This window comes from Pseudomonas sp. R4-84 (genome assembly GCF_054130985.1).
Genome location: NZ_CP096390.1, coordinates 4129656 through 4152403 on the forward strand (window position 1 = coordinate 4129656; position 22748 = coordinate 4152403).

Here is a 22748-nt window from a genome sequence, read left to right on the forward strand (position 1 = left end):
AGACCCGTAAAGCATGCTCGAGCAACTCAATACCCGCGTCGAAGAGTGTTATCAACAAGCTGAATCCTTTTTCAAACGTCCTTTCAAACGTCCGGTGGTCAGCCTCAAGTTGCGCGGCCAAAAGGCCGGTGTCGCGCACCTTCATGAAAATCTGCTGCGCTTCAATCCACAGCTGTACCAGGAGAACGCCGAGGATTTCCTCAAGCAGACGGTGGCCCATGAGGTCGCGCACCTGATCGCCCACCAACTGTTTGGCGACCGTATCCAGGCCCATGGAGAGGAATGGCAACTGATCATGCGTGGGGTCTACGAACTGCCACCCAACCGTTGCCACACCTACGAGATCAAACGCCGTACCGCAACCCGGTACATCTACAAATGCCCTTGCGACGGCAGCGACTTCCCATTCACAGCGCAACGCCACCGCCTGGTGCGCCAGGGGCGGCGGTACTTGTGCCGTAGCTGCCGCAATACTTTGGTGTTCAGTGGGGAGACGCGGGTCGAGTAGCTGTTTTTTGTAGTGTCCAGGCTGACGCCTTCGCGAGCAGGCTCGCTCCCACGCTGGATTTTCGGCGTCCACAAGTGGGAGCGAGCCTGCTCGCGATGAGGCCAGAAAGGACGCTACACAACGACCCTGTCATCACGCAGCCGGGCAATCCGCTCCTCACTGAACCCCAACTCCCCCAACACCTGGTCCGTGTGCGCTCCCAGCCTCGCGCCGATATGCCGAGGCTCGGGCAGTCCTTCGGAAAACTTCAACGGACAGGCCATCTGCGCCTGAGTCGAACCATCCTCTCGGGGCACCTGCTTGACCAATTCCCGAGCCTGCAATTGCGCATGCCCCACGGCCTCCTCCAGGCTCAGCACCGGCTCGACGCAGGCGTCGACCCTCGCGAACAAGCGGCACAGCTCGTCGAAGTCGTGTTTCTCGAACTCGGCTTGCAGTGCCAGTTTGAGGGCCTGTTGCTGTTCAAGCTTGGGCGATAGCCCCTGGACCGCCAGTTCCGGCCGCCCCAGCGTCTCGCAAAGGGCCTGCATGAAGACCGGCTCCAGGCTGCCCACCGACATCCATCGCCCGTCGCGTGTACGGTAATAGTCATAGAAGCTGCCGCCGTTGAGCACATGATTCTCCCACCCAGGCGTCACATCGCAGGCCAGGTAACCGGCGCCAGCCAGTGCGTTCAGGCTGAAGACGCAATCGGTCATGCTCACGTCCAAGTGTTGCCCCTGCCCGGTCTGCTGACGTGCAATCACCGCGGCCAACAGCCCGATCACCCCGTGCAAAGAGCCGCCGGCGATGTCGGCCACTTGCATCCCCATCGGCAACGGCCCGCTGCCGACACGCCCGGTGTGGCTCGCCAGACCCGCCAATGCCAGGTAGTTGATGTCATGACCGGCACGCGCCTGATAGGGGCCGGTCTGGCCGTAGCCGGTAATCGACACATAGATCAGCCGCGGATTGATCGCCTTCAGGGCTTCATACCCCAACCCCAATCGCTCCATCACGCCGGGACGGAACTGCTCGATCAGGATGTCATGGTCGTCCAACAGTCGCTTGATGATTTCCAGCGCCGCCGGTTGCTTGAGGTCCAGGGCCAGGCTGCGCTTGTTGCGGTTGAGGTAGGCATGGCTGGCCGAGACGTCCTGGTCATGGGGCGGCAGAATCCGCAACAGATCCGGACGGTCCGGCGACTCGATCCGCAGCACCTCGGCGCCCATGTCTGCCAGCAACAGCGAGGCGAACGGCCCCGGCAGCAGGGTCGAGAAATCCAGTACCTTGAGCGATGCCAGTGGGCCTTGCATGGAAAATCTCCGCTTCGGATGTGCATCCAAGACTAGGCAGGGGCTTGCGTTGAGGCAATTACCAAGCGTGTCGTTTAGGCTGACAAATCCGCTCAATCCAGAGGGCCGTCGTGGCGAGGGAGCTTGCTCCCGCTGGGCTGCGCAGCAGCCCCTTGCGTATTACACGAAGCCCCTCAGTGGCAGGTACATCCTGGGGTCGCTCCGCAACCCAGCGGGAGCAAGCTCCCTCGCCACAAAAAGCACTTCACCCGGAAAGCACGGCCCAACAAAAAACCCGCCGAAGCGGGTTTCTTGTTACGGGCTGAAGCTTACTTGGTTGGCAGCGCGGTTTCGGCCGTTGCAACCGCGTCGTCGTCTTCACGCACGTCGGAGATACCGCGACCACCGGAGGCCAGTTCGGTCTGCAACTGGTCTTCGTCCAGCTCCTTGACCCACTTGGCGACCACGATCGTGGCAACGGCGTTGCCCACCAGGTTGGTCAGGGCACGGGCTTCGGACATGAAGCGGTCGATACCCAGGATCAGCGCCAGGCCAGCCACAGGCAGATGGCCCACGGCCGACAGGGTTGCCGCCAGCACGATGAAACCACTACCGGTCACGCCGGCAGCGCCTTTGGACGACAGCAGCAGGACCAGCAACAGAGTGATCTGATGCGTGATGTCCATTGGAGTGTCGGTGGCCTGGGCGATGAACACCGCGGCCATGGTCAGGTAGATCGAAGTACCGTCGAGGTTGAACGAGTAGCCAGTCGGGATCACCAGACCCACCACGGATTTCTTGGCACCCAGGCGCTCCATCTTGATCAGCATGCGCGGCAGGGCCGATTCCGAGGAGGAGGTACCCAGCACGATCAGCAGTTCTTCACGGATGTAGCGAATCAGCTTGACCACGCTGAAGCCGTGGGCGCGGCAGATGGCGCCCAGCACCACCAGCACGAAGACCACGCAGGTGATGTAGAAGCAGATCATCAGCTGGCCCAGTTGCACCAGCGAACCGACACCGTAGGCGCCGATGGTGAAGGCCATGGCGCCGAACGCACCGATCGGGGCCAGCTTCATGATCATGTTGATGATGATGAACATCACGTGGGCGAAACGGTCGATGAAGTCCAGCACCGGCTTGCCATAAGAACCCAGGCGATGCAGGGCGAAACCGAAGAGCACCGAGAACATCAGCACTTGCAGGATGTCACCGTTGGCGAACGCGCCGACGATAGTGTTAGGGATCACGTTGAGAATGAAGGCAACGATGCTCTGGTCTTTACCGGCATTGATGAAGCCGGCGATCTTGCTGGTGTCCAGGGTCGTTACGTCGATGTGCATGCCGTTGCCCGGTTGCACGACGTTGACCACGACCAGGCCGATCAGCAGGGCAATGGTAGAGACGATTTCAAAATACAGCAGCGCGTAGCCGCCGGTCTTGCCGACCGACTTCATGTTCTGCATGCCGCCGATACCACTGACGACGGTACAGAAGATGATCGGGGCGATGACCATCTTGATCAACTTGATGAACCCGTCACCGAACGGCTTGAGGGCAACGCCCGTCTGCGGATAGAAGTGGCCGAGCAAAATGCCGATGGCAATGGCTACGATCACCTGGAAATACAGGGATTTGTACAAGGGCTGACGAGTCGTCATGGCAAACCTTCCTCAAGAGTCCCGTATGACAACATCCACCTGTTGTCCACGACACCTCAATTGCGAACCCTCCTGCACTGGAGGGATTTGTTTTGTCGGCTGCACGGGGCAGACCTGCACAGGACATCGCAAGGCCCGTGCCATTTTTAAGAAATGCCCTACAACCCGCGTCCCATAACGTTTTTGTTTATTCATCGTCGATTAAACAGGTGGTGAAGGATGGCGGATTCCCGCCAAGACTCGATTTCTCACTCCTGGATTTGGCGGATATCCGCCTTGTCCAGCGCAGACGCCCTGCTACCATCGCTCGCCTAACGGACGGATCTATGCCTCATGCGCCAACGCACAATTGCCAGCCATTTCGCCCGCGCAGCCCTGGGTGGCGCGCGCCGGCAAGGCTTTGACTATTCGTCGCTGCTGCAACAGCTGGGCATCAGCCCGGAGTTGCTCGACGAGCCGCGGGCACGCATCGCGCCCGAGCAGTTCGCCCGCCTGTTGCAGGCGCTGTGGGTGGCGTTGGGGGACGAATACCTGGGATTCGGCAGCGCCCCGAGTAAACCGGGGACGTTTGCCATGATGTGTCACACGTTGATCCACTGTCGGACCCTGGGCAAAGCCCTGCAACGCGGCCTGTTGTTCTACAGCCTGTTTCCCGATGCGCCGAGCCTGATCCTGGAGAGCGAAGGCGACCGGGTACGGTTGACCCTGGACGAGTCGACGCTACGCGACCCTGATCACTTCCTGGCGGAAAGCCTGCTGGTCATCTGGCATCGCCTCGGCAGTTGGCTGATCGGCCAACGGATCGGCCTGGAACAGGCCACCTTCAGCTACGCCAAGCCCAGCCACGGCGCAGAATACGACCTGCTGTTCCCTTGCCCGCTGGTCTTCGAGGCCCGACGCAGCAGCTTGTTGTTCCATGGTCGCTACCTGGAAATGCCCTTGCTGCAGGACGAGCGAACCCTCAAGCATTTTCTCGAACGCTCCCCCGCCGACCTGCTGTCGCGCCCAGACGACGGCCACAGCCTGACCAGCCAACTGCGCCGCCTCCTCAGCCGCGACACGGCGCGCTGGCCCGACCTGGACACCGTCGCCGCACACCTGCACATCAGCGCCCAGACGCTGCGCCGGCACCTTCGCGAAGAAGGCACCAGCTTTCAGGAGCTCAAGGATCAGTTGCGGCGGGATATCGCCATCTACCATTTGGGCCGGGCGGATCTGTCGTTGCAGCAGATTGCCGAACAGTTGGGATTCTCCGAGCCGTCGGCGTTTCATCGGGCGTTCAAGAAGTGGACCGGGGTGACGCCGGGGGCTTATCGGGAGTTGGAAAACTGATGGGGGATATCCCACTTCTGTGGTGTGCTGCCCTGTGGCGAGGGGATTTATCCCCGCTGGGCTGCGAAGCGGCCCCCTGCATTCTGTCTGACACACCACCGCCACCCATTTGGGGCTACTGCGTAGCCCAGCGGGGATAAATCCCCTCGCCACAGGGGCTCGCGACACACTGAAACGCCACTCAAACCACCGGAAAAAGAATCCGAAACGCCGCGCCGCCTAACTCCGAATCCCCCAGGGTCAATCGCGCGCCGTAGCTTTCGATGATGTCCTTGACCACCGCCAACCCGATTCCCTGCCCCGGATGCTGGCGATCCAATCGCTCGCCCCGTTGGAGAATCCGCGCACGCTGGTCCGGTGGCACACCCGGGCCGTCGTCCTCGACGCTCAACTCCGTACCGCCGAGGGTCTGGTGCATGCTGACCCGAACCTCCCCCAGGCATAGCCGATAAGCGTTCTCCAAAAGGTTGCCGAGCATCTCCAGGAGGGCGCCCTGTTCGATCGGCACCTGGCCCTGCTCAGGCAGATCGAAATCGACCCGAACGCGCTTGTCGCGATAGACCTTGTCGAGGGTGTCGCACAGGCTTTGCAGCACTGGACGCAAGGGCACCTGGTGCCGCACCAGACCGCTTTTACGCAGGCTGGCGCGCTGCAACTGATAGCCGATCTGCTGGCTCATGCGTTCGATCTGGGTTTGCAGCACCCACGCCTGTCCACGGTCCTGGGGGCGCCGGGCCATGTCTTCGCTGACACCTTGCAACACCGCCAGCGGGGTCTTCAGGCTGTGAGCCAGGTCATCGAGGGAGTCCCGATAACGGCTGCGCTGCTCGCGCTCGCTGTGCAACAGGCGGTTGAGGGAGCCGGTCAGGCGCAACAGTTCGCGGGGGTGGGCGGAGCTGAGGCTTTCGCGGGTGCCTGCTTCGATTTCATCCAGCTCCTGGCTCAGGCGCCGCAAGGCGCGCAACCCCCAGGTCAGGCCGATCCACAACAGCGCCAGCAATACCGCCAGGGCAGCGCCAAACCCCAGATAAAGATTGTCCCGCAGTCCTTGCAAGGTGACCTCATAGTCGCGCACCGGCTGCAGGGTAACGATACTGAACGCCGCGCTCTGGCCGCCCAACAACTTGACCTCGACGTCATAGACGAAGAACTCCTGGCCGTTATCCTCGCGGATACGCGCGAACTGGTTGCCCTGCCCGTCGTAGCGCGGCACGTAATTGATGCGCTCTTCCTGGGTCGCCTTCGAACGCCAGACCAGGCGTCCGTCGCGATCATAGATGTAGCCCAACAGCCGGGCATCGGCGAGGTTGTAGCGTTCGTCGGGCAATTGCGCCGGCATCTTCAGTCGATTGTTTTCCACCCGGGCGGCGGAAATCAGCGTGGTCACATCCGACGCCAGGCGTTGCTCGATGGATTCCTGCAACGCCAGACTGAACGCGCCTTGCATCGCCAGCAGCAACGCCAGCATGAACAACACCGCCAGGGTCATGGCGGCCAGCATCAAGCGCAGCCGCAGAGAACGAATCACTGGCAGCGCTCGTTGAACAGGTAACCCAGGCCCCGCACGGTGTCGATCGGCTTGAAGCCGGCCGGGGCTTCCAGTTTGCGGCGCAAGCGGCCCACCAACACTTCGATGACATTGGGATCGCGCTCGTCGTCATCCGGGTACAGCTGCTCCATCAAGCGGTCCTTGGCGACGACCTGCTGGTGATGGCGCATCAGGTATTCGAGGATGCGGTATTCGTAGGCCGTCAGCGCCAGCGGTTCTTCATCGAGGGACGCCTGCTTGCGGTTGAGGTCGAGCAGCAATGGCCCGGCGACGATGGTCGACTGGGTGAAACCGCTGGAGCGGCGCAGCAGGGCGTTGAGCCGGGCCTCCAGCTCTTCGAACTGGAACGGCTTGACCACATAGTCGTCGGCCCCGGCGGCGAGGCCTTCGACCTTGTCCTGCCAGTTGCCGCGGGCGGTCAGGATCAGGATCGGGAAGGACTTGTCCTGGGAACGCAGGCGGCGAATCAGTTCCAGGCCGCTGATACCCGGCAGGCCCAGGTCGATCACCGCCAGGTCATGATTGAACTCGCGGACCTGATACAAGGCCTCTTCGGCATTGGCCACGGCCTGCACCACATGGCCGCTGTCGGTGAGACGGGTTTGCAGGTGATGACGCAACAGCGCTTCGTCTTCGACAACCAATAGTTTCATGGGCCTCTCCCAGGCGATTCAAGACAGCAGGTATCGAACAAGGCGCCGGGTCGTCTTGGGCCGACCCGGCTGCACGTCTCCATTGCCTGCCGCCTAGAACGTGTAGTTCGCGGACAGGTAAGTCTGGGCGCTGCTGGTCAGGTCCAGGGAGCCGACCTTCGCGCCCCCGTGCGGGCTCATCTCAGTGCTGGCATTGCTGCGCAGGTAACGGTACCCCAGTTCCACCGAGGTGTTTTGCGAAATTTGTTGCAGGACGCCGCCCTGCAAGCCAACGGCGTAGCCGATGTCGGTGTCGCGGCTGAAGCCCGGGGAGTCCTGGGTCAACTTGGTCAGCCCCGCCGTGCCACCGCCGAACAATTTGGTGCTGCTGGTCACTGGATAAAACACATCGTAGCTACCCAGCAGGTTTTCCTGGCGCAGCTTGATGCCGTTGTGGCTGCCCGACACGTTGTCATAGGTGGCGTAGTAGCGGCCTTGATCGTTCTGCCGGCCCAGGCGCAGGCCGTAGGTGGTGTCCTTGCCAATGACGCCATCGGCGTTCGGATTGCCCAGGTTCCGGTCCAGCGCGTTGGATTTCTTGACCTTGTCACTGGTCTGGCCGAGGGTCAGGCTGGCGAAATTGTCATCGGCAGGGGCCATGGCGGTGGCACCCAATACAGTGAATGCAAGCAGCAGTTTTTTCATATGAGTCATGATCAGTTCCTTTTGAAGCAAGGGTTGTGTGAAGTCGCCGCCACGATAGCCATTGCTCCCTGAACCCTCCTTGAACGTTCTCTGAACCTGGGCTGAATGAATCGGCTAGTCTGTGTGCACCCACTTTTTTAAGGAGATCGATCATGCGCAGATTGCTTGCCGTTGTACTTCTGGCCTTGAGCAGCGCCAGCCACGCCGCCATCCAGACCCAGGAGATTCCCTACACCAGTGCCGACGGCACGAAGCTGATCGGCTATTACGCCTACGACGACGCGGTCAAGGGCCCGCGCCCGGGCGTGGTGGTGGTGCATGAATGGTGGGGACTGAATGATTACGCCAAGCGCCGCGCCCGCGACCTTGCCGGCCTGGGCTACAGCGCCCTGGCGATCGACATGTACGGTGACGGCAAGAATACCGAGCACCCCAAGGACGCCCTGGCCTTCATGCAGGCCGCGCTCAAGGACGGCAAGGCGGCCAGCGCGCGGTTCCAGGCCGGGCTCGACCTGCTGAAGAAACAACCTCAGACCGATCCGGACAAACTTGCCGCCATCGGCTATTGCTTCGGTGGCAAGGTGGTGCTGGACGCCGCTCGCCAGGGCGTCCCATTGGCTGGCGTGGTGAGTTTCCATGGCGCCCTCGTCACCCAAACCCCGGCCACCCCAGGCAGTGTCAAAGCCAAGATCCTGGTGGAGCACGGCGCGCTGGACAGCATGGTCACCGAAGACAACGTGACCGCGTTCAAGAGCGAGATGGACAAGGCCGGCGCCGACTATAAGTTCGTCAGCCTCGACGGCGCCAAGCACGGCTTCAGCAACCCCGACGCCGACCGTCTGAGCCACGGCGAACATGGCGGGCCGGACATCGGCTACAACAAGGAAGCCGATGAGAAGTCATGGGCGGACATGCAGAAGTTCTTCAAGAAGATTTTCTGACACATACCGTTCTTGTGGCGAGGGAGCTTGCTCCCGCTCGACTGCGTAGCGGTCGCCTACAATCTTGGGGCCGCTTCGCAGCCCAGCGGGAGCAAGCTCCCTCGCCACAAGAGCATCCGGCTCTCAGCCTCTCCCACTACCCAGCCTCAAGCCAACCCGGCAAAATGCCGGGCATGAACCCACTCCCCGCCCTGCCCGCCTGCTGCTCGCCTCTGGATGAACAGTGGCTGCTGCCCGATGCCCTGGCCGATACGGTGCTGCTCAGTACGCGTTTCGATCCGCTGCTGCTCGTCGCCGCCGATTTCCCCAACAGCGCTATCGAGCCGCCAGCGAGCATCCAGCGCTCGGTGGCCAAGCGCCAGGCGGAGTTCCTCGCCGGGCGAGTCTGCGCCCGGGCGGCCTTGCATCGGCTTGATGGAATCGCCTGTATTCCCGCCATCGGCGAAGACCGCGCGCCGGTGTGGCCCGCCCATGTCAGCGGTTCGATCACCCACAGTACCGGCCGGGCGGCCGCCATTGTCGCGCAGAAGCAGCGTTGGCACGGGCTGGGCATGGACCTGGAAAACCTGCTCGACCCCGAACGCGCCGAGCGCCTGGCGGGCGAGATCCTCACGCCTGCGGAACTGCTGCGCATGGCGACCGTCTCGCGCGATGATCGTGCGCTGCTGGTTACGCTGACCTTCTCGGTCAAGGAAAGCCTGTTCAAGGCGCTGTACCCGATCGTTGGGCAACGTTTCTATTTCGAACATGCCGAGGTGCTGGAGTGGTCCCATGATGGGCAGGTGCGGCTGCGACTACTGACCGATCTTTCGCCCGAGTGGCGCCATGGCAGTGAGTTGCAAGGGCAGTTCGGGGTGAAGGATGGGCAGTTGTTGAGCCTGGTGGGGATCGAGGCCTGAGACCTCCAGTGCCTGCTCGCGAAGGGGCGGCATAGGCGCCGCACCTTTCAGGACCGATCCTGATGCCTCGGCCAACTCAAGCTGAAACACGCCCCGCCCAGGCTTTTGCTCTTGTTGATCAAGGCCCGGCCGTCATGCCAATGAATGATCCGGCGCACGATCGACAGCCCCAATCCATGGCCACCCGAGGCGCGGGCCCGGCTGTCGTCCAGGCGCAGGAACGGCTTGAATACCCGTTCCCACGCGGCCTCCGGCACCCCCGGCCCGTCATCCTCGACGTCGACCCGGCAGCGCAACTGGCCCACCTGGTAACTCACTGTCACCCGTGATCGGGCATGGCGCATGGCGTTGCCCACCAGATTCTGCAGGGCGCGATGCAGGAAGCGCGGCTCAGCCTCGACCCAGGCGTCGTCGCAATCGGCGGCCGACAGGCACAGGCCACGCTCCACCGTGATCCCGGCGCGTAAAGGTCCCAGTTCTTCTATGACCTGATTGACCAGCGCATCCAGATCCACCCGCTGGAAGTTCAACGCCGGCGACCCCTGCTCCAGGCGCGCATACGTCAGCATTTCATCCACCAACCGATCCAGGTCTTCGATGTCGTGGTCCATGCCCGCCAGGTATTTGTCCCGGGCCTCGGGCGTGCTGGCGCTGCCGAGCATTTCCAGGCCGAAGCGCAGGCGCGCCACAGGCGTGCGCAATTCGTGGGACACCGCGCGCACCAGCTCCCGCTGGATCGCCAACAACTGCTGCAAGTGCTCGGCCATTGCATTGAACGCAGCGGCCAGACGCCCCACCGAGTCAGCGTCCCTGGCCGGCACGCGGGTCTCCAGGCTGCCCTGGGCAATCTGGGTGGCGGCCGATTCCAGGCCGCGCAGCCGTCGCTCCAACTGGCGTACCAGCAGGTAGACGATCAAACCGATCAGGCTCAAGCCCAGCGCCGCGATCAGCACCAGCCATTCGGGCGGGTACGGATTCATCTGGTACAAGGGGCCGATTTCCAGGACCCACGGCGTGCCAACCATCCCGGCGAATACCCGGATCGAGTCGCCGCCCTTGCCCAGGGCCATCACCGTATCGCCCTCGGACACCCGACGACGCTGGTCTTCGTCCATGTCCGCCTGGTCGACGGTCATCAGGCGCAGGTCGAAACCGAAGCCCTTTTCCTGTTTGAGTTGTGCAAGCCGCTCGGGCTGCTCGGCCACCGGGTAACGCACCAGTTCGTCGGCCAGTAAATAGATTGTCGCCCGGGCCAATTGCTCACTGATCTGGCGAACCTCCCCTACCAATGTCAACTGCTCGCCGTCGCTGACCAGCCGATAGACCTTCGCCGCGTGGGGGCCGGTCTGTTCCACCAGGACCTGCCCGCGCAGCACGCGGGTGCGCTGGCCCAGGTCGAGGTCGGCCTGGCTGAGCGCCTGCAGTTCCAGCGGGATGCCCAGCAGGCGCGCCCACACCGCCAGGGCACGACGGCGCTCCGTGCCGTTCATCGGCCGCAGATTATCGGCCATCAAGGAAAACGTGCCATGGGCCAGGCGCTCGCGGTACTGCTCGGCACGCGTCTGGTTGAGCTGATGCAGCGCCAGTACGCCAAGTACCGCGACCAACACCAGGGCCGCGCACATGCCGCCATAGATGCGCAGGAAGATCGAGTTCACGGAGCGGCGTCTACGCAAGCTTCGGGAACGAACAGGTAGCCTTTGCTGCGAATGGTCTTGATCAACCGTGGATGGTCGGGGTCGTCACCGATCTTGGGGCGGATGCGCGAGATGCGCACGTCGATGGAGCGGTCCTGGCCGTCATAGCCGATCCCGCGCAGGGCAGTGAAGATTTCCTCGCGAGACAGGATGCGCCCGGCATTGGACACCAGCAGCCACAGCAGGTCGAATTCGGCGCTGGTCAGCTCGATCCCCTTGTCCTGCAACCAGGCCTCGCGCAAGGCGTCGTCGACCACCAGCGGCCCGAACTCCAGGCGGCGCGGTTTCTGCGGCACGGACGGCTCCGGCTCGCTGCGCCGCAACAGGGCCTGGATGCGCGCCAGCAACAGGCGTGGCCGCACTGGCTTGCAGACATAGTCATCAGCCCCAAGGTCCAGGCCCTGGATCTGGTCGGTGTCGTCGGTACGCGCCGTCAGCATGAGGATCGGGCCGTCGTAGTGCTCGCGCACTTTGCGGCAGATGCTCAGGCCGTCTTCGCCGGGCAGCATCAGGTCGAGGATCACCAGGTCCGGCTGCTCGTCGATGATCCGCTGCGCCGCGACGGCGCCGTTGCCCTCGATGGCGACGCGAAGGCCATTGCTTTCCAGGTATTCGCGGGTCAGCTCGGCCAGACGCTGGTCATCCTCGACGATCAATATCTGCCAGGCTTCTTGTTCCACTGGGGGGCCTCTTATTGTTGTGGGGGCACATGGAACTCTGTGGGAGCGAGCTTGCTCGCGATGGCGGTGGGTCAGCCAGCATCACCGTTACCGGTCCGACGCTATCGCGAGCAAGCTCGCTCCCACAATGCCCACCGCCCCTCCATCGTTTGTCATGTTAAAGGAGGATAAACACGCCCATGCACCGGCCGATTGTATAAACGCGGCTTGCGCAGAAAACAAGCGGACAAATGCGTTCGGTCGGGCTGGATTTGTGTGGTAACGTCCGCGCCCGCAAAAAACTCCGGCCGGTTTTCGAGTCGTCAGAATCGTTGAAAAAAGGCTCGCTCCAGCTAGGTCGCGGCCTACAGAGGAGTTCCTCGTTTCGCACACAAATTACGCACAGGCTTATCCACAGGCAGCACGTTGATTCATGTCCGAAAACGCATTATCTTGTAGCCCGCCGCGTAAAAAACCCTACATGTAGGGTTTTCGGCCAAAAACCAAACACAAGTCGGATAGAGAATTCAAGCGCTTTTCTCGCCTCTGTCCTTCTGCAACACCGCTGTTTCACAAGTCCAGACCGCCCCTGCGGATGGCAACCGTTTCCAAGGTCGAAAACGACCGGAACGGTACGGGTGTTGCAGTCCTTTGCTGCCACCTTGATAAACCAGGTTCCGAGCCCAGGCTCGCGATCCAAGAACTTCGGATGGACGCGACGCCGCAGGCCCGCGCCCTACTGTCCCGAAGTTGTTATACCCGGCGCCAGTCGGTTGTAGTGCTTCAGGACGGAACGGTGGGCACCGTGATGGTGCCCAAATAAACATAGAGAACGTGGAGACACCCATGCACACCGACACAACTCGCGAGAACCCGCAGGGCACCGCGCCGCTGGCCGCCGATTCGAGCCCGGATCTGTCCGCCACCGCGCCGGGCCAACTGCGCGTGATCAAGCGTAACGGCACTGTCGTTCCCTACACCGATGACAAGATCACCGTCGCCATCACCAAAGCGTTCCTCGCAGTTGAGGGCGGCACCGCTGCCGCCTCGTCGCGAATCCACGACACCGTCGCCCGCCTGACCGAACAGGTCACCGCGACCTTCAAGCGTCGCATGCCTTCGGGCGGCACCATCCACATCGAAGAAATCCAGGACCAGGTCGAACTGGCACTGATGCGTGCCGGCGAGCAGAAAGTGGCTCGCGACTACGTGATCTACCGTGACTCCCGCGCCAAGGAGCGCGCCACCCGCGCGCCGGCCGACGCGCCGGTCCAGGCTCACCCTTCGATCCGCATCGCACGCGCCGACGGCAGCCTCGCGCCGCTGGACATGGGCCGCCTGAACACCATCGTCACCGAGGCCTGCGAAGGTCTGGAAGAAGTCGATGGCGACCTGATCCAGCGCGAAACCCTGAAGAACCTCTATGACGGCGTCGCCCTCAAGGACGTCAACACCGCCCTGGTGATGACCGCGCGGACCCTGGTGGAACGCGAGCCGAACTACTCGTTCGTGACCGCGCGCCTGCTGATGGACACCCTGCGCGCCGAAGGCCTGAGCTTCCTGGAAGTCGCCGAGAGCGCGACCCACCACGAAATGGCCGACCTGTACGCCAAGGCCCTGCCGGCCTATGTCGCCAAGGGTATCGAGTACGAGTTGCTGAACCCTGTCCTGGCCGAATTCGACCTGGAAAAACTCGGCAAGGCGATCAACCACGAGCGTGACCAGCAATTCACCTACCTGGGCCTGCAAACCCTTTACGACCGTTACTTCATCCACAAGGATGGCGTGCGCTTCGAACTGCCGCAGGTCTTCTTCATGCGTGTGGCCATGGGCCTGGCGATCGAAGAGAAGCAGCGTGAAGACCGTGCGATCGAGTTCTACAACCTGTTGTCGTCCTTCGACTACATGGCCTCGACCCCGACCCTGTTCAACGCCGGCACCCTGCGTCCACAGCTGTCGAGTTGCTACCTGACCACCGTGCCGGACGACCTGTCGGGCATCTACGGCGCAATCCACGACAACGCCATGCTGTCCAAATTCGCCGGTGGCCTGGGCAACGACTGGACCCCCGTCCGCGCATTGGGCTCGTACATCAAGGGCACCAACGGCAAATCCCAGGGCGTCGTGCCGTTTCTCAAAGTGGTCAACGACACCGCCGTTGCGGTCAACCAGGGCGGCAAGCGCAAGGGCGCGGTCTGTGCCTACCTGGAAACCTGGCACATGGACATCGAAGAGTTCATCGAGCTGCGCAAGAACACAGGTGATGATCGTCGTCGTACCCACGACATGAACACCGCCAACTGGATCCCTGACCTGTTCATGAAGCGCGTCTTCGATGACGGCAAGTGGACCCTGTTCTCGCCGTCCGAAGTGCCGGACCTGCATGACCTGACCGGCAAGGCCTTCGAAGAGCGCTACGAGTACTACGAAGCCCTGACCGAGTACAACAAGATCAAGCTGTTCAAAGTCGTCCAGGCCAAAGACCTGTGGCGCAAGATGCTCTCGATGCTGTTCGAAACCGGCCACCCATGGCTGACCTTCAAGGACCCGTGCAACCTGCGCAGCCCGCAGCAGCACGTGGGCGTGGTCCACAGCTCGAACCTGTGCACCGAGATCACCCTGAACACCAACAAGGACGAGATCGCGGTCTGCAACCTGGGCTCGATCAACCTGCCGAACCACATCGTCGACGGCAAGCTGGACACCGCCAAGCTGCAACGCACCGTGAACACCGCCGTGCGCATGCTCGACAACGTGATCGACATCAACTACTACTCGGTGCCGCAAGCGAAGAACTCCAACTTCAAGCACCGTCCGGTCGGCCTGGGCATCATGGGCTTCCAGGACGCGCTGTACCTGCAGCACATCCCGTACGGTTCGGACGCTGCGGTCGAGTTCGCCGACAAGTCCATGGAAGCGGTCAGCTACTACGCGATCCAGGCTTCCTGCGACCTGGCCGACGAGCGCGGTTCGTACGAGACGTTCCAGGGTTCGCTGTGGTCCCAGGGCATCCTGCCGCTGGACTCGCAACAGATCCTGATCGCCCAGCGCGGCGAGAAGTACATCGACGTGGATCTGAAGGAAACCCTGGACTGGGCACCGGTTCGCGCCCGTGTGCAGAAAGGCATCCGTAACTCCAACATCATGGCCATCGCACCGACCGCCACCATCGCCAACATCACTGGCGTGTCGCAGTCGATCGAACCGACCTACCAGAACCTGTACGTGAAATCGAACCTGTCGGGCGAATTCACCGTGATCAACCCGTACCTGGTTCGCGACCTCAAGGCCCGCGGCCTGTGGGACTCGGTCATGATCAACGACTTGAAGTACTACGACGGTTCGGTGCAGCAGATCGAGCGCATCCCGCAAGAGCTCAAAGCGCTCTATGCGACCGCGTTCGAAGTGGACACCAAGTGGATCGTAGACGCCGCCAGCCGTCGCCAGAAGTGGATCGACCAGGCTCAGTCGCTGAACCTGTACATCGCCGGCGCCTCGGGCAAGAAGCTGGACGTGACCTACCGCATGGCTTGGTACCGTGGCCTGAAAACGACTTACTACCTCCGTGCCTTGGCCGCCACCAGCACCGAGAAGTCGACCATCAACACCGGCAAGCTGAACGCGGTTTCCGCTGGCGGCAACCACGGTGATGACTCAGTCCTGGCTGCTCCAGCAGGACCTGCGCCAGTGCCAAAAGCCTGCGCGATCGACGAGCCGGATTGCGAAGCTTGCCAATAAGCTGAGCGGGTGGGCGCGTAAAGGCGCCCGCTGAAAGAAGCCCCCGATAGACCGCTGGTTTATCGGGGGTTTTCTTTTGCCTGGCGAAAAGTAGGCGCCTGGGCCTGCCTCTTCGCGAGCCTGCTCGCGAAGAGGCAGGCCCAAACAATACAAAACTGAAGCTCATGAAAAAGCCCCTCTTTCGAGGGGCTCCTTGTGCAGCTTTCAAGCGACCTTCGGCATCAAGCCATCTGAATGATGGTCTGCATGATGGTGCTCTGGGTAGAGATGGTCTTGGCGTTCGCCTGGTAGTTGCTCTGCGCCTTGATCAGCTCGACCAGTTCGTTGGTCAGGTTGACGTTGGACTCCTCCAGGGAGTTGGAGACGATCGACCCCAGGGTGCCGGTCTGTGGAGCATCGTAGCCCGGGATACCCGAGGCGAACGTTTCCTTCCAGCTGGTGCCGCCTACTGGCTGCAGGCCTTGCTCGTTGGTGAAGCTGGCAAGGGCGATCTGGCCGATCGGCTTGGTCTGGTTGTTGCTGAAGTTGGCGAGCATCACACCGCTGCCATCGATGGTCAGGTTGGTGATCTGGCCGGTGGCGTAGCCGTTCTGGGCAGGAATCGAACGAGCGGTGTCGGCGTTGAACTGAGTGGTGTTGCCCATCGAAATCGTGATGGTCGGTGCGCTGGCGGCGCCGTTGGCGGTCCAGGTTCCGTTGGTCACGGTGCCCGGAACCCAGCCGGTCAACACCAGATCGCTGTTAACGGTCGCTGGCGGAGTGGTGACCGTGGTCAACTTGCCGCTCGAATCGAAGTTCATGGTCGAAGGAACAGGCGCGGTCGCACCGGTCGTGGTCGGCAAGCTGCCATCGAGGTTACGACCATCGATCAAGGTATAGACGTTCCAGGTATTGGAGCCTGTCTTGACCATGTATTGGTCCATCGAGTGCTGGTTACCCTGGGTGTCGTAGATCGGGGTGGTGAACTGCTTGGTAAAGGTCGCCGTGTCAGCCGGGTTGAACGCGGCAGTGATCGGCGTCGCCGTCGAGTTCAGGTTGATGGTCGACGAAACCAGGCTGGTGGCTTGCGGCGGCAGGTTCGAGGTGTCGATGCGCAGGTCGGTCAGGATACCGTTGAGGATCTTGCCGTTGGCATCCACGCCATAGCCCTGCAAACGAGCCGTGCCATCGCTGTTGGTGACGTAGCCTTCCTTGTCGGTCTTGAAAGTACCGGCACGGGTGTAGCTCAGGGAGCCGTCGTTGCTCAGGACAAAGAAGCCCTGGCCCTGGATCCCCATGTCCAGCACGTTGCCGGTGTTGTTCACGTCACCCTGGCCGAACTGCTGAGAAACGTTGGCCAGGCGCACGCCGTTGCCGACGGTCTTGCTGCCCGAACCCAGCTTGGTGGCCGAGTAGACGTCTTCGAATTCCGCGCGGGACGATTTGAAACCGGTGGTCGCCACGTTGGCGATGTTGTTGCCGGTCACGTCCAGCTGTTTGTTGGCTGCATAGAGACCGCTAAGGCCGATGTTGAAAGACATGTTGACTCCTTTTGCCGGTTAGTCGGCTCTACATACCAATAGTTTGTACTTTGGACAGGGCGATGCTGCCCAGCCCGGCCAGGTTGAGCATCAGCTCACCGCCCGTCTGGCTGATCGTCACGCTGCTGACCGTGGCCGGCAGGTTGGTGATCAGCGACGTGGCCTTGCCATCGATGGTGGTCGAGGCCGCGAAGGTGTACGTGCCCGACTCTACCGTCGTGCCCGCGTCGTTCTTGCCGTCCCAGATGAAGGCAGAGTTGCCCGACTTCTGGCTGCCCAAATCGATGGTGCGGACGGTCTTGCCATCCTTGTCCATGATCTTGACGGTGAGGGAGGACACCGCCGCCGGAACCACCACGGTGCCGTTGAGGCTCTTGGAGGTGTCGACCACGGCCTTGTCACCCGGAGCGATCACCGAGCGGCCGACCAGGGACGAAGCCTGCAACGCTTGTGACGAGTTGTAGTTGCCGGCAATGCCGCTCACGGTTTCGTTGAGCGTGGTGATGCCTTCCAGGCTGCTGAATTGCGCCAGTTGGGCCACGAACTCACCGTTGTCCTGGGGTTCCAGCGGGTTCTGGTTTTTCAGCTGGGTCACGAGCAGTTGCAGGAACGCATCCTTGCCCAATTCCTGGTTGCCACTCGCCGCATTGGTCGCCGCACCCAGGCCATCGGCCTTGGTATTGGTCTTGACCGAGGAGTTGGCCAGAATCTCGTTGAGGCTCAAACCGCCTGTTGTATTGGTGACGCTCATATGAATCGCCCCTTATCACTGACCGAGGGTCAGGACCTTCTGCATCATGGTTTTGGCGGTGTTCATCATTTCGACGTTGGTCTGGAACGAACGACTGGCGGAAATCATGTCGGCCATTTCTTCGACGACGTTGACGTTCGGGTAATAGACATAACCCTTGGCGTCCGCGGCCGGATGGTTTGGCTCGTAACGTGCTTCGAGGTTGCTCTGGTCTTCAACGACGCCCAGCACCTGTACGCCCTGCCCCGCCGCGTCCTGGTCCTGGAACAGCGAATCGCTGCCGCCGGATTGGCCACCCTGGAACATGGTGGCGAACACCGGGTGACGGGCGCGGTAGGTCTGGTCGATGCTTGACGAAACGGTCTCGGCGTTGGCGATGTTACTGGCGACGGTGTTCAGGCGAGTGGTCTGGGCACTCATGGCACTGCCGGCGATGTTGAAAACGCTCGCGATCGACATGACTTACTCTCCACGCAGGGCCGATACCAGCCCTTTGAATTTACTGTTGAGCAGGGTGAAGCTGGCCTGGAAGTTCACGGAGTTTTCCGCGTAGTTGGACTGTTCCAGTTGAGCGTCCACGGTGTTCTGGTCGACCGAGGGCTGCATCGGCGTGCGATACATCAACGATTCGTCGCCGCTGCCTACGCCTTCGGCTTCGATATGACGGCTGTTGGTCATGTTCAAGGCGAAGTGGCCGTTCTTGGTCTTCTCGTTCTGCTCGGCGAGTACCTTGGAAAAGTCCAGGTCACGGGCCTTGTAGTTCGGCGTGTCGGCGTTGGCGATGTTGTTGGCCAGGACTTCGGCACGCTGGGCGCGGAAGCTCAGGGCCTGTTCGTGGATACCGAGCGCTTTATCGAAGCTGATGCTCATGTCGGAAACCTTTGGGTGACCAGAATGTACGTACGAAGGCTTTAGCAAGCGCCGTGCCACTTTCCGAAACCCCGTAAACCGGGGCTTTGCGGGCAACGGCAAAGCGGCAATGCCAGAAAAGCGGCAATCGGTTTCCGCCGCATGCCGCTTTTCTGCCGCTTTCGCAAGATGAATGCATTCCATTGTGGGAGCGAGCCTGCTCGCGAAAGCGGTGTGTCAGTCCGCATCGACATCGCCTGGAATATTGCTTTCGCGAGCAGGCTCGCTCCCACAGGGGCAGCAGCGACCGATAAAAAAAGGGAGCCCCGTGGGGCTCCCTTTTTTTTAACCCAAACCAATCACTTCGCCTGGTAAATGATCCCCGGGCTGCACTGGACCATCTGGTAATGGTCCGGCAAGCCGTTCAACGCCTCGGACGCACCCAGGAACAGATAACCACCCGGTTTCAGGGTGCTGTGGATGCGCGTCAGGATGTCCTTCTTCACCTCAGCGGAGAAGTAGATCAACACGTTGCGGCAGAACACGATGTCGAACTTGCCCAGGCTGGCGTAACTGTCCAGCAAGTTGAACGAGCGAAACTCCACGCGGCTCTTGATGGGCGCCTTGACCACCCATTTGCCCGGTCCCTTGGCGTCGAAATAACGTTGCAGGCGATCGGGCGACAGGCCGCGGCCGATGGCCAGGCTGTCGTACTCGCCGGTCTTGCAGTTGTTGAGCATGGTCCCGGACAGGTCGGTGGCGACGATCTGCACGCCGCCTTTCAACTGGCCAATGTTGGTGCGCTCGAACTCATCAATGGACATCGACAAGGAATACGGTTCCTGCCCCGACGAACAGGCCGCCGACCAGATCCGCAGGCGCTGGCCCGGGCTGGCCTTGATGGCCGCCGGCAATACCTTGTTCTTCAATACCTCAAAGGGATAGGTGTCACGAAACCACAGGGTTTCGTTGGTGGTCATGGCGTCCACGACCATCTCGCGCAAGCCACTGCGCGGCTGGGTCTGGATACGCTGAACCAACTCGCCCAATGACTTGATGCCCTGTTGTTCCATCAACTTATTGAGACGGCTCGACACCAGGTACTGCTTGTTTTCACCAAGCAAGATGCCACAGGCTTTTTCCAGGAAGACCCGGAACTGTTCGAAATCCAAATTACCCGTAGACAAAATACCGCCTCTTTTCACTGTATTGACTTGCCGGGCGCACAACGCGCCCGACCTTTAGCCTGCTGACTTGATTCGCTCGACGACTCGGGAAGCGAGGTCATCGGGCCGGAACTTGGCCAGGAAGTCATCGGCGCCGACCTTCTTGACCATTGCCTGGTTGAACACCCCAGACAACGAAGTATGCAAGATGATGTGCAGCTTTTGCATGCGCGGGTCGCTGCGGATTTCCGATGTCAGCGTGTAGCCGTCCATCTCCGGCATCTCGATGTCGGAGATCATCATCAGGAACTCCTCTTCCGGCTTCTTGCCTTCGTCGACCAGATTGCGCAGGTAATCCAGCGCTTGCCGCCCATCGTTCAGCGCAATCACTTCGACGCCGACCGTTTGCAGGCAACGCGTGACCTGCTTACGGGCCACCGAGGAATCGTCGACGGTCAGCACCCGCAGGGAAACCGCCTTGTGCTGGGTCTCGGCATCTATCACGCCAACGGAAATCGTTTCCGGGGTCGGCGCCACTTCGGCGAGGATTTTCTCGACGTCGATGATTTCCACCAACTGGTTATCGACCCGGGTCACCGCCGTGAGGTAGTGGTCGCGGCCTGTCCCTTTGGGTGGTGGATGGATCTCTTCCCAGTTCATGTTGACGATGCGCTCCACCGATCGCACCAGGAACCCTTGGGTCTTGGTGTTGTACTCGGTGATGATCACAAACGGATTGCTCTGGTCCAGCAGTCGGCCGGAACCGGTCGCCATCGCCAGGTCGAGAATCGGGATGGTCGCTCCCCGGATATTCGCCACACCGCACACGACGGGACTGGATTTCGGCATCAGGGTCAGCTTGGGGCATTGCAGCACCTCGCGAACCTTGAACACGTTGATCCCATACAATTGTCGGCCGTCGAGACGGAACAACAACAGCTCCAGGCGATTCTGACCCACCAGCTGTGTGCGCTGGTTTACCGAATCCATCACTCCCGCCATGCCCTGACTCCTACCTAACGCTAATGTGTCCGACGCGCATTCATCACTAAACGGCACGGGGCTTGCTATTGAACCGGCATGAACGCACAAACGACATTTTCTCGACGCCTGACCACTCACTGCCGCCACTGGCTCGGTGCACTGCTGGCTGCCTGCCTGCTCGCTTCGGGCGGTCCTGCCCTTGGTGCCGCTGCGGTAACCTTGCCTGATCTCCTTATCGGCGTCACTCAGGGCTTTCTTGAGTTCACCGTAGAAGACTATCTGGCAACCAGTCAAACCGAAGGTCGCTACGAGATTGAAGTCAACCAGCTCGACCCGCGCCTGCGGATGCCGATGTGCGACAAGGAATTGACTGCCTCGCTGGAGAGCCCGGCCAGGCCCCTGGGCCGCGTCACGGTGAAGGTTCGTTGCGATAGCGCCGCGCCCTGGACGGTGTTCGTGCCCGCTCAAGTGCGCCTGTACCGGGAAATTGTCACCACCACTCGCCCACTCAAGCGGGCCGGGATCGTCGAGCCGCAGGACGTGGTCCTGCGTGAGCGCGACGTCAGCCAGATCAGCCAGGGTTTCCTGACCTCCGTCGATGAGGCCATTGGGCAGAAACTTGTCCGACCAATGGTCGCCGACCAGGTAGTGACCCAGGTGCATCTGGAACAGGCCGAGGTGGTTCGCAAGGGCGATCAGGTGGTCATCACCGCTCGCAGCGGCACCCTGGCCGTGCGGATGCCCGGCGAGGCCCTGGCCAACGGTGGCATGCGCGAACAGATTCGGGTGAAAAACCTCAATTCCCAACGGGTCATCAAGGCACAGGTGATAGCGCCTGGCCAGGTGGAAGTGGCTATGTAAGAGGCTGTAAGGAGGGTAGACAGGCTGGCGCTTGACCTTGGTGTTCCCTAGACTGTGCCTTGTACGAAGGCAAGCGCGGACGTGCGCTCGTTCATTTGAAAAATGAGCCTAAAGTTTTTTTGGGGATGGCCGAAAACATGGCAAGCGTCCAAATACCCAGAGGTTTTTTACCATGGTCATCGATTTCAATCGTTTAAACAGCTCCTCGCCCCTGACAGGCACTGCGCGCACCAGCGCCAGCAAGGAAACCGTCGAAACCGACAAATCCAAGCCAGCCGACCAGGCCGCCACTGTCAGCAACGGGGAATCGGTACACCTCAGCAATGAGGCTCAACAGTTGCAGAAGGTCACTGACAAGCTGCGCGATCAACCTGTCGTCGACAACGCCCGCGTGGCCGCGTTGAAAGCAGCAATCGCCGATGGCAGCTATCAAGTCGACAGCAACCGTGTAGCCAGCAAGCTGCTCAACTTCGAAGCCCAGCGCTAGGCCCCCGCCTGCGCCAGGCTTTTGGACGCTTAAGACCCAAGGCCAGCCATGCACGACACTCATTTATTGCAACTGATCATCGACGACTTTGCTCCAGCGCAACAATTGTTGGAGCTGTTGCAGACCGAAGCCCTGGCATTGCACGGGCGGGACATGCCCCTGCTGGAAAATATTCTGGCGCAAAAGCAGGCATTGATCATTTTGCTCGACCAGCATGGCCGCAAGCGCAGCGAAATCCTCGCCAGCCTCAACCTGCCCGCCAATAACAGTGGCCTTGAGCAATTGGCCAGCCAATCGTCGATCGGCGATCAGCTGTTGTCGCAAAGCGCCGTGCTCAACGACCTGCTCAACCAGTGTCAGGCCGCCAATGCTCGAAACGGCCAGTCTATCCTGATGCAACAGGCCGCCACCGCCAATCAGTTGCGTATTCTCAATGGCGGCGAAATCCCGACGCTCTATGACGCTCGCGGCTCGACCGCGAAAATGGTCAAGCACCGCCCGCTTAGCCAGGCATGAAGCGAACGATGCCGGAGCA

At 61.3% G+C, this 22748-nt stretch carries 21 protein-coding genes; 8 read left to right on the forward strand and 13 right to left on the reverse strand.

The genetic code is table 11. From position 1 onward, the window contains the following. The first annotated feature begins 13 nt into the window (after positions 1-13). Entirely contained in the window at positions 14-508 is a 495-nt protein-coding gene (locus M1D68_RS18870) for a SprT family zinc-dependent metalloprotease (protein ID WP_030142420.1), read from the forward strand. Between the two features lie 113 nt (positions 509-621). Here M1D68_RS18870 and M1D68_RS18875 read toward each other — a convergent pair whose 3' ends face one another. Both M1D68_RS18875 and M1D68_RS18880 read right to left on the reverse strand, forming a co-directional pair. Then, positions 622-1803: a CaiB/BaiF CoA transferase family protein gene (locus tag M1D68_RS18875; protein ID WP_457968025.1), complete on the reverse strand. Its 1182-nt coding sequence runs from the start codon at positions 1801-1803 to the stop codon at positions 622-624. A 308-nt stretch (positions 1804-2111) separates the two neighbouring features. Then, positions 2112-3443: a dicarboxylate/amino acid:cation symporter gene (locus M1D68_RS18880; protein WP_420767470.1), complete on the reverse strand. Its 1332-nt coding sequence runs from the start codon at positions 3441-3443 to the stop codon at positions 2112-2114. A gap of 333 nt (positions 3444-3776) precedes the next feature. On the opposite strand from M1D68_RS18880, the gene M1D68_RS18885 reads away from it, so the two are divergent. Then, positions 3777-4775, forward strand: coding sequence for an AraC family transcriptional regulator (locus tag M1D68_RS18885; protein WP_420767471.1), 999 nt, complete (start codon positions 3777-3779; stop codon positions 4773-4775). A gap of 181 nt (positions 4776-4956) precedes the next feature. Here M1D68_RS18885 and M1D68_RS18890 read toward each other — a convergent pair whose 3' ends face one another. From M1D68_RS18890 to M1D68_RS18900, 3 genes are all read right to left on the reverse strand, one after another. After that, positions 4957-6303, reverse strand: coding sequence for an ATP-binding protein (locus M1D68_RS18890; RefSeq protein WP_457968026.1), 1347 nt, complete (start codon positions 6301-6303; stop codon positions 4957-4959). Continuing rightward, positions 6300-6977 (reverse strand): response regulator, encoded by a 678-nt coding sequence (locus M1D68_RS18895; protein ID WP_434560215.1) that lies wholly within the window; start codon positions 6975-6977, stop codon positions 6300-6302. Before M1D68_RS18895 ends, M1D68_RS18890 begins: the two co-directional genes overlap by 4 nt. A gap of 93 nt (positions 6978-7070) precedes the next feature. Continuing rightward, positions 7071-7670 carry a hypothetical protein gene (locus M1D68_RS18900; protein WP_457968027.1) on the reverse strand — a complete coding sequence of 200 codons (600 nt, stop codon included), beginning with the start codon at positions 7668-7670 and terminating at the stop codon, positions 7071-7073. Positions 7671-7813: 143 nt separating this feature from the next. Between M1D68_RS18900 and M1D68_RS18905 the strand changes: the two genes are divergently transcribed. Beyond that, positions 7814-8602: a dienelactone hydrolase family protein gene (locus M1D68_RS18905; protein WP_457968028.1), complete on the forward strand. Its 789-nt coding sequence runs from the start codon at positions 7814-7816 to the stop codon at positions 8600-8602. 173 nt (positions 8603-8775) lie between these two features. Next, a complete protein-coding gene (locus M1D68_RS18910) occupies positions 8776-9501 on the forward strand; it encodes a 4'-phosphopantetheinyl transferase family protein (protein ID WP_457968029.1) in 726 nt (241 codons plus the stop codon). A gap of 47 nt (positions 9502-9548) precedes the next feature. Here M1D68_RS18910 and M1D68_RS18915 read toward each other — a convergent pair whose 3' ends face one another. After that, on the reverse strand, positions 9549-11159 hold the full coding sequence (locus tag M1D68_RS18915) for an ATP-binding protein (RefSeq protein ID WP_457968030.1): 1611 nt from the start codon (positions 11157-11159) through the stop codon (positions 9549-9551). Further along, positions 11156-11878 carry a response regulator gene (locus M1D68_RS18920; protein ID WP_420767478.1) on the reverse strand — a complete coding sequence of 241 codons (723 nt, stop codon included), beginning with the start codon at positions 11876-11878 and terminating at the stop codon, positions 11156-11158. Before M1D68_RS18920 ends, M1D68_RS18915 begins: the two co-directional genes overlap by 4 nt. Positions 11879-12703: 825 nt before the next feature. Here M1D68_RS18920 and M1D68_RS18925 point away from each other — a divergent pair. After that, complete coding sequence (locus M1D68_RS18925; protein ID WP_420767479.1) at positions 12704-15595, forward strand: ribonucleoside-diphosphate reductase subunit alpha; 2892 nt, start codon at positions 12704-12706, stop codon at positions 15593-15595. A gap of 221 nt (positions 15596-15816) precedes the next feature. Here the strand turns inward: M1D68_RS18925 and flgE are convergent, their stop codons facing one another. The 6 genes from flgE to M1D68_RS18955 form a co-directional block, all read right to left on the reverse strand. Continuing rightward, positions 15817-17115: a flagellar hook protein FlgE gene (gene flgE / locus M1D68_RS18930; protein WP_420767480.1), complete on the reverse strand. Its 1299-nt coding sequence runs from the start codon at positions 17113-17115 to the stop codon at positions 15817-15819. A gap of 28 nt (positions 17116-17143) precedes the next feature. Continuing rightward, complete coding sequence (flgD, locus tag M1D68_RS18935) at positions 17144-17866, reverse strand: flagellar hook assembly protein FlgD (protein WP_420767481.1); 723 nt, start codon at positions 17864-17866, stop codon at positions 17144-17146. A 15-nt stretch (positions 17867-17881) separates the two neighbouring features. Further along, complete coding sequence (gene flgC / locus M1D68_RS18940; RefSeq protein WP_039591882.1) at positions 17882-18325, reverse strand: flagellar basal body rod protein FlgC; 444 nt, start codon at positions 18323-18325, stop codon at positions 17882-17884. Positions 18326-18328: 3 nt separating this feature from the next. After that, positions 18329-18736 carry a flagellar basal body rod protein FlgB gene (flgB, locus tag M1D68_RS18945; protein WP_420767482.1) on the reverse strand — a complete coding sequence of 136 codons (408 nt, stop codon included), beginning with the start codon at positions 18734-18736 and terminating at the stop codon, positions 18329-18331. Positions 18737-19074: 338 nt separating this feature from the next. Then, positions 19075-19902, reverse strand: a complete 828-nt coding sequence (gene cheR, locus M1D68_RS18950) for a protein-glutamate O-methyltransferase CheR (protein WP_434607332.1) — start codon at positions 19900-19902, stop codon at positions 19075-19077. Positions 19903-19956: 54 nt separating this feature from the next. Next, a complete protein-coding gene (locus M1D68_RS18955) occupies positions 19957-20883 on the reverse strand; it encodes a chemotaxis protein CheV (RefSeq protein WP_420767484.1) in 927 nt (308 codons plus the stop codon). Positions 20884-20961: 78 nt separating this feature from the next. On the opposite strand from M1D68_RS18955, the gene flgA reads away from it, so the two are divergent. From flgA to M1D68_RS18970, 3 genes are all read left to right on the forward strand, one after another. Beyond that, on the forward strand, positions 20962-21726 hold the full coding sequence (gene flgA / locus M1D68_RS18960) for a flagellar basal body P-ring formation chaperone FlgA (RefSeq protein WP_420767485.1): 765 nt from the start codon (positions 20962-20964) through the stop codon (positions 21724-21726). 172 nt (positions 21727-21898) lie between these two features. Continuing rightward, the gene (gene flgM / locus M1D68_RS18965) at positions 21899-22213 is read left to right on the forward strand and encodes a flagellar biosynthesis anti-sigma factor FlgM (RefSeq protein WP_420767486.1); all 315 of its coding nucleotides are present in this window, start codon (positions 21899-21901) and stop codon (positions 22211-22213) included. A 48-nt stretch (positions 22214-22261) separates the two neighbouring features. Continuing rightward, entirely contained in the window at positions 22262-22729 is a 468-nt protein-coding gene (locus M1D68_RS18970) for a flagella synthesis protein FlgN (protein WP_457968031.1), read from the forward strand. Positions 22730-22748 lie beyond the last annotated feature (19 nt).

Bases quoted from the DNA above. Each gene is read 5' to 3' on its own strand.
- M1D68_RS18870 (WP_030142420.1), top strand. From the start codon at position 14: ATGCTCGAGCAACTCAATACCCGCGTCGAAGAGTGTTATCAACAAGCT.
- M1D68_RS18875 (WP_457968025.1), bottom strand. From the start codon at position 1,803: ATGCAAGGCCCACTGGCATCGCTCAAGGTACTGGATTTCTCGACCCTG.
- M1D68_RS18880 (WP_420767470.1), bottom strand. From the start codon at position 3,443: ATGACGACTCGTCAGCCCTTGTACAAATCCCTGTATTTCCAGGTGATC.
- M1D68_RS18885 (WP_420767471.1), top strand. From the start codon at position 3,777: ATGCGCCAACGCACAATTGCCAGCCATTTCGCCCGCGCAGCCCTGGGT.
- M1D68_RS18895 (WP_434560215.1), bottom strand. From the start codon at position 6,977: ATGAAACTATTGGTTGTCGAAGACGAAGCGCTGTTGCGTCATCACCTG.
- M1D68_RS18900 (WP_457968027.1), bottom strand. From the start codon at position 7,670: ATGACTCATATGAAAAAACTGCTGCTTGCATTCACTGTATTGGGTGCC.
- M1D68_RS18905 (WP_457968028.1), top strand. From the start codon at position 7,814: ATGCGCAGATTGCTTGCCGTTGTACTTCTGGCCTTGAGCAGCGCCAGC.
- M1D68_RS18910 (WP_457968029.1), top strand. From the start codon at position 8,776: ATGAACCCACTCCCCGCCCTGCCCGCCTGCTGCTCGCCTCTGGATGAA.
- M1D68_RS18925 (WP_420767479.1), top strand. From the start codon at position 12,704: ATGCACACCGACACAACTCGCGAGAACCCGCAGGGCACCGCGCCGCTG.
- flgE (WP_420767480.1), bottom strand. From the start codon at position 17,115: ATGTCTTTCAACATCGGCCTTAGCGGTCTCTATGCAGCCAACAAACAG.
- flgD (WP_420767481.1), bottom strand. From the start codon at position 17,866: ATGAGCGTCACCAATACAACAGGCGGTTTGAGCCTCAACGAGATTCTG.
- flgC (WP_039591882.1), bottom strand. From the start codon at position 18,325: ATGTCGATCGCGAGCGTTTTCAACATCGCCGGCAGTGCCATGAGTGCC.
- flgB (WP_420767482.1), bottom strand. From the start codon at position 18,736: ATGAGCATCAGCTTCGATAAAGCGCTCGGTATCCACGAACAGGCCCTG.
- M1D68_RS18955 (WP_420767484.1), bottom strand. From the start codon at position 20,883: ATGGCGGGAGTGATGGATTCGGTAAACCAGCGCACACAGCTGGTGGGT.
- flgA (WP_420767485.1), top strand. From the start codon at position 20,962: ATGAACGCACAAACGACATTTTCTCGACGCCTGACCACTCACTGCCGC.
- flgM (WP_420767486.1), top strand. From the start codon at position 21,899: ATGGTCATCGATTTCAATCGTTTAAACAGCTCCTCGCCCCTGACAGGC.
- M1D68_RS18970 (WP_457968031.1), top strand. From the start codon at position 22,262: ATGCACGACACTCATTTATTGCAACTGATCATCGACGACTTTGCTCCA.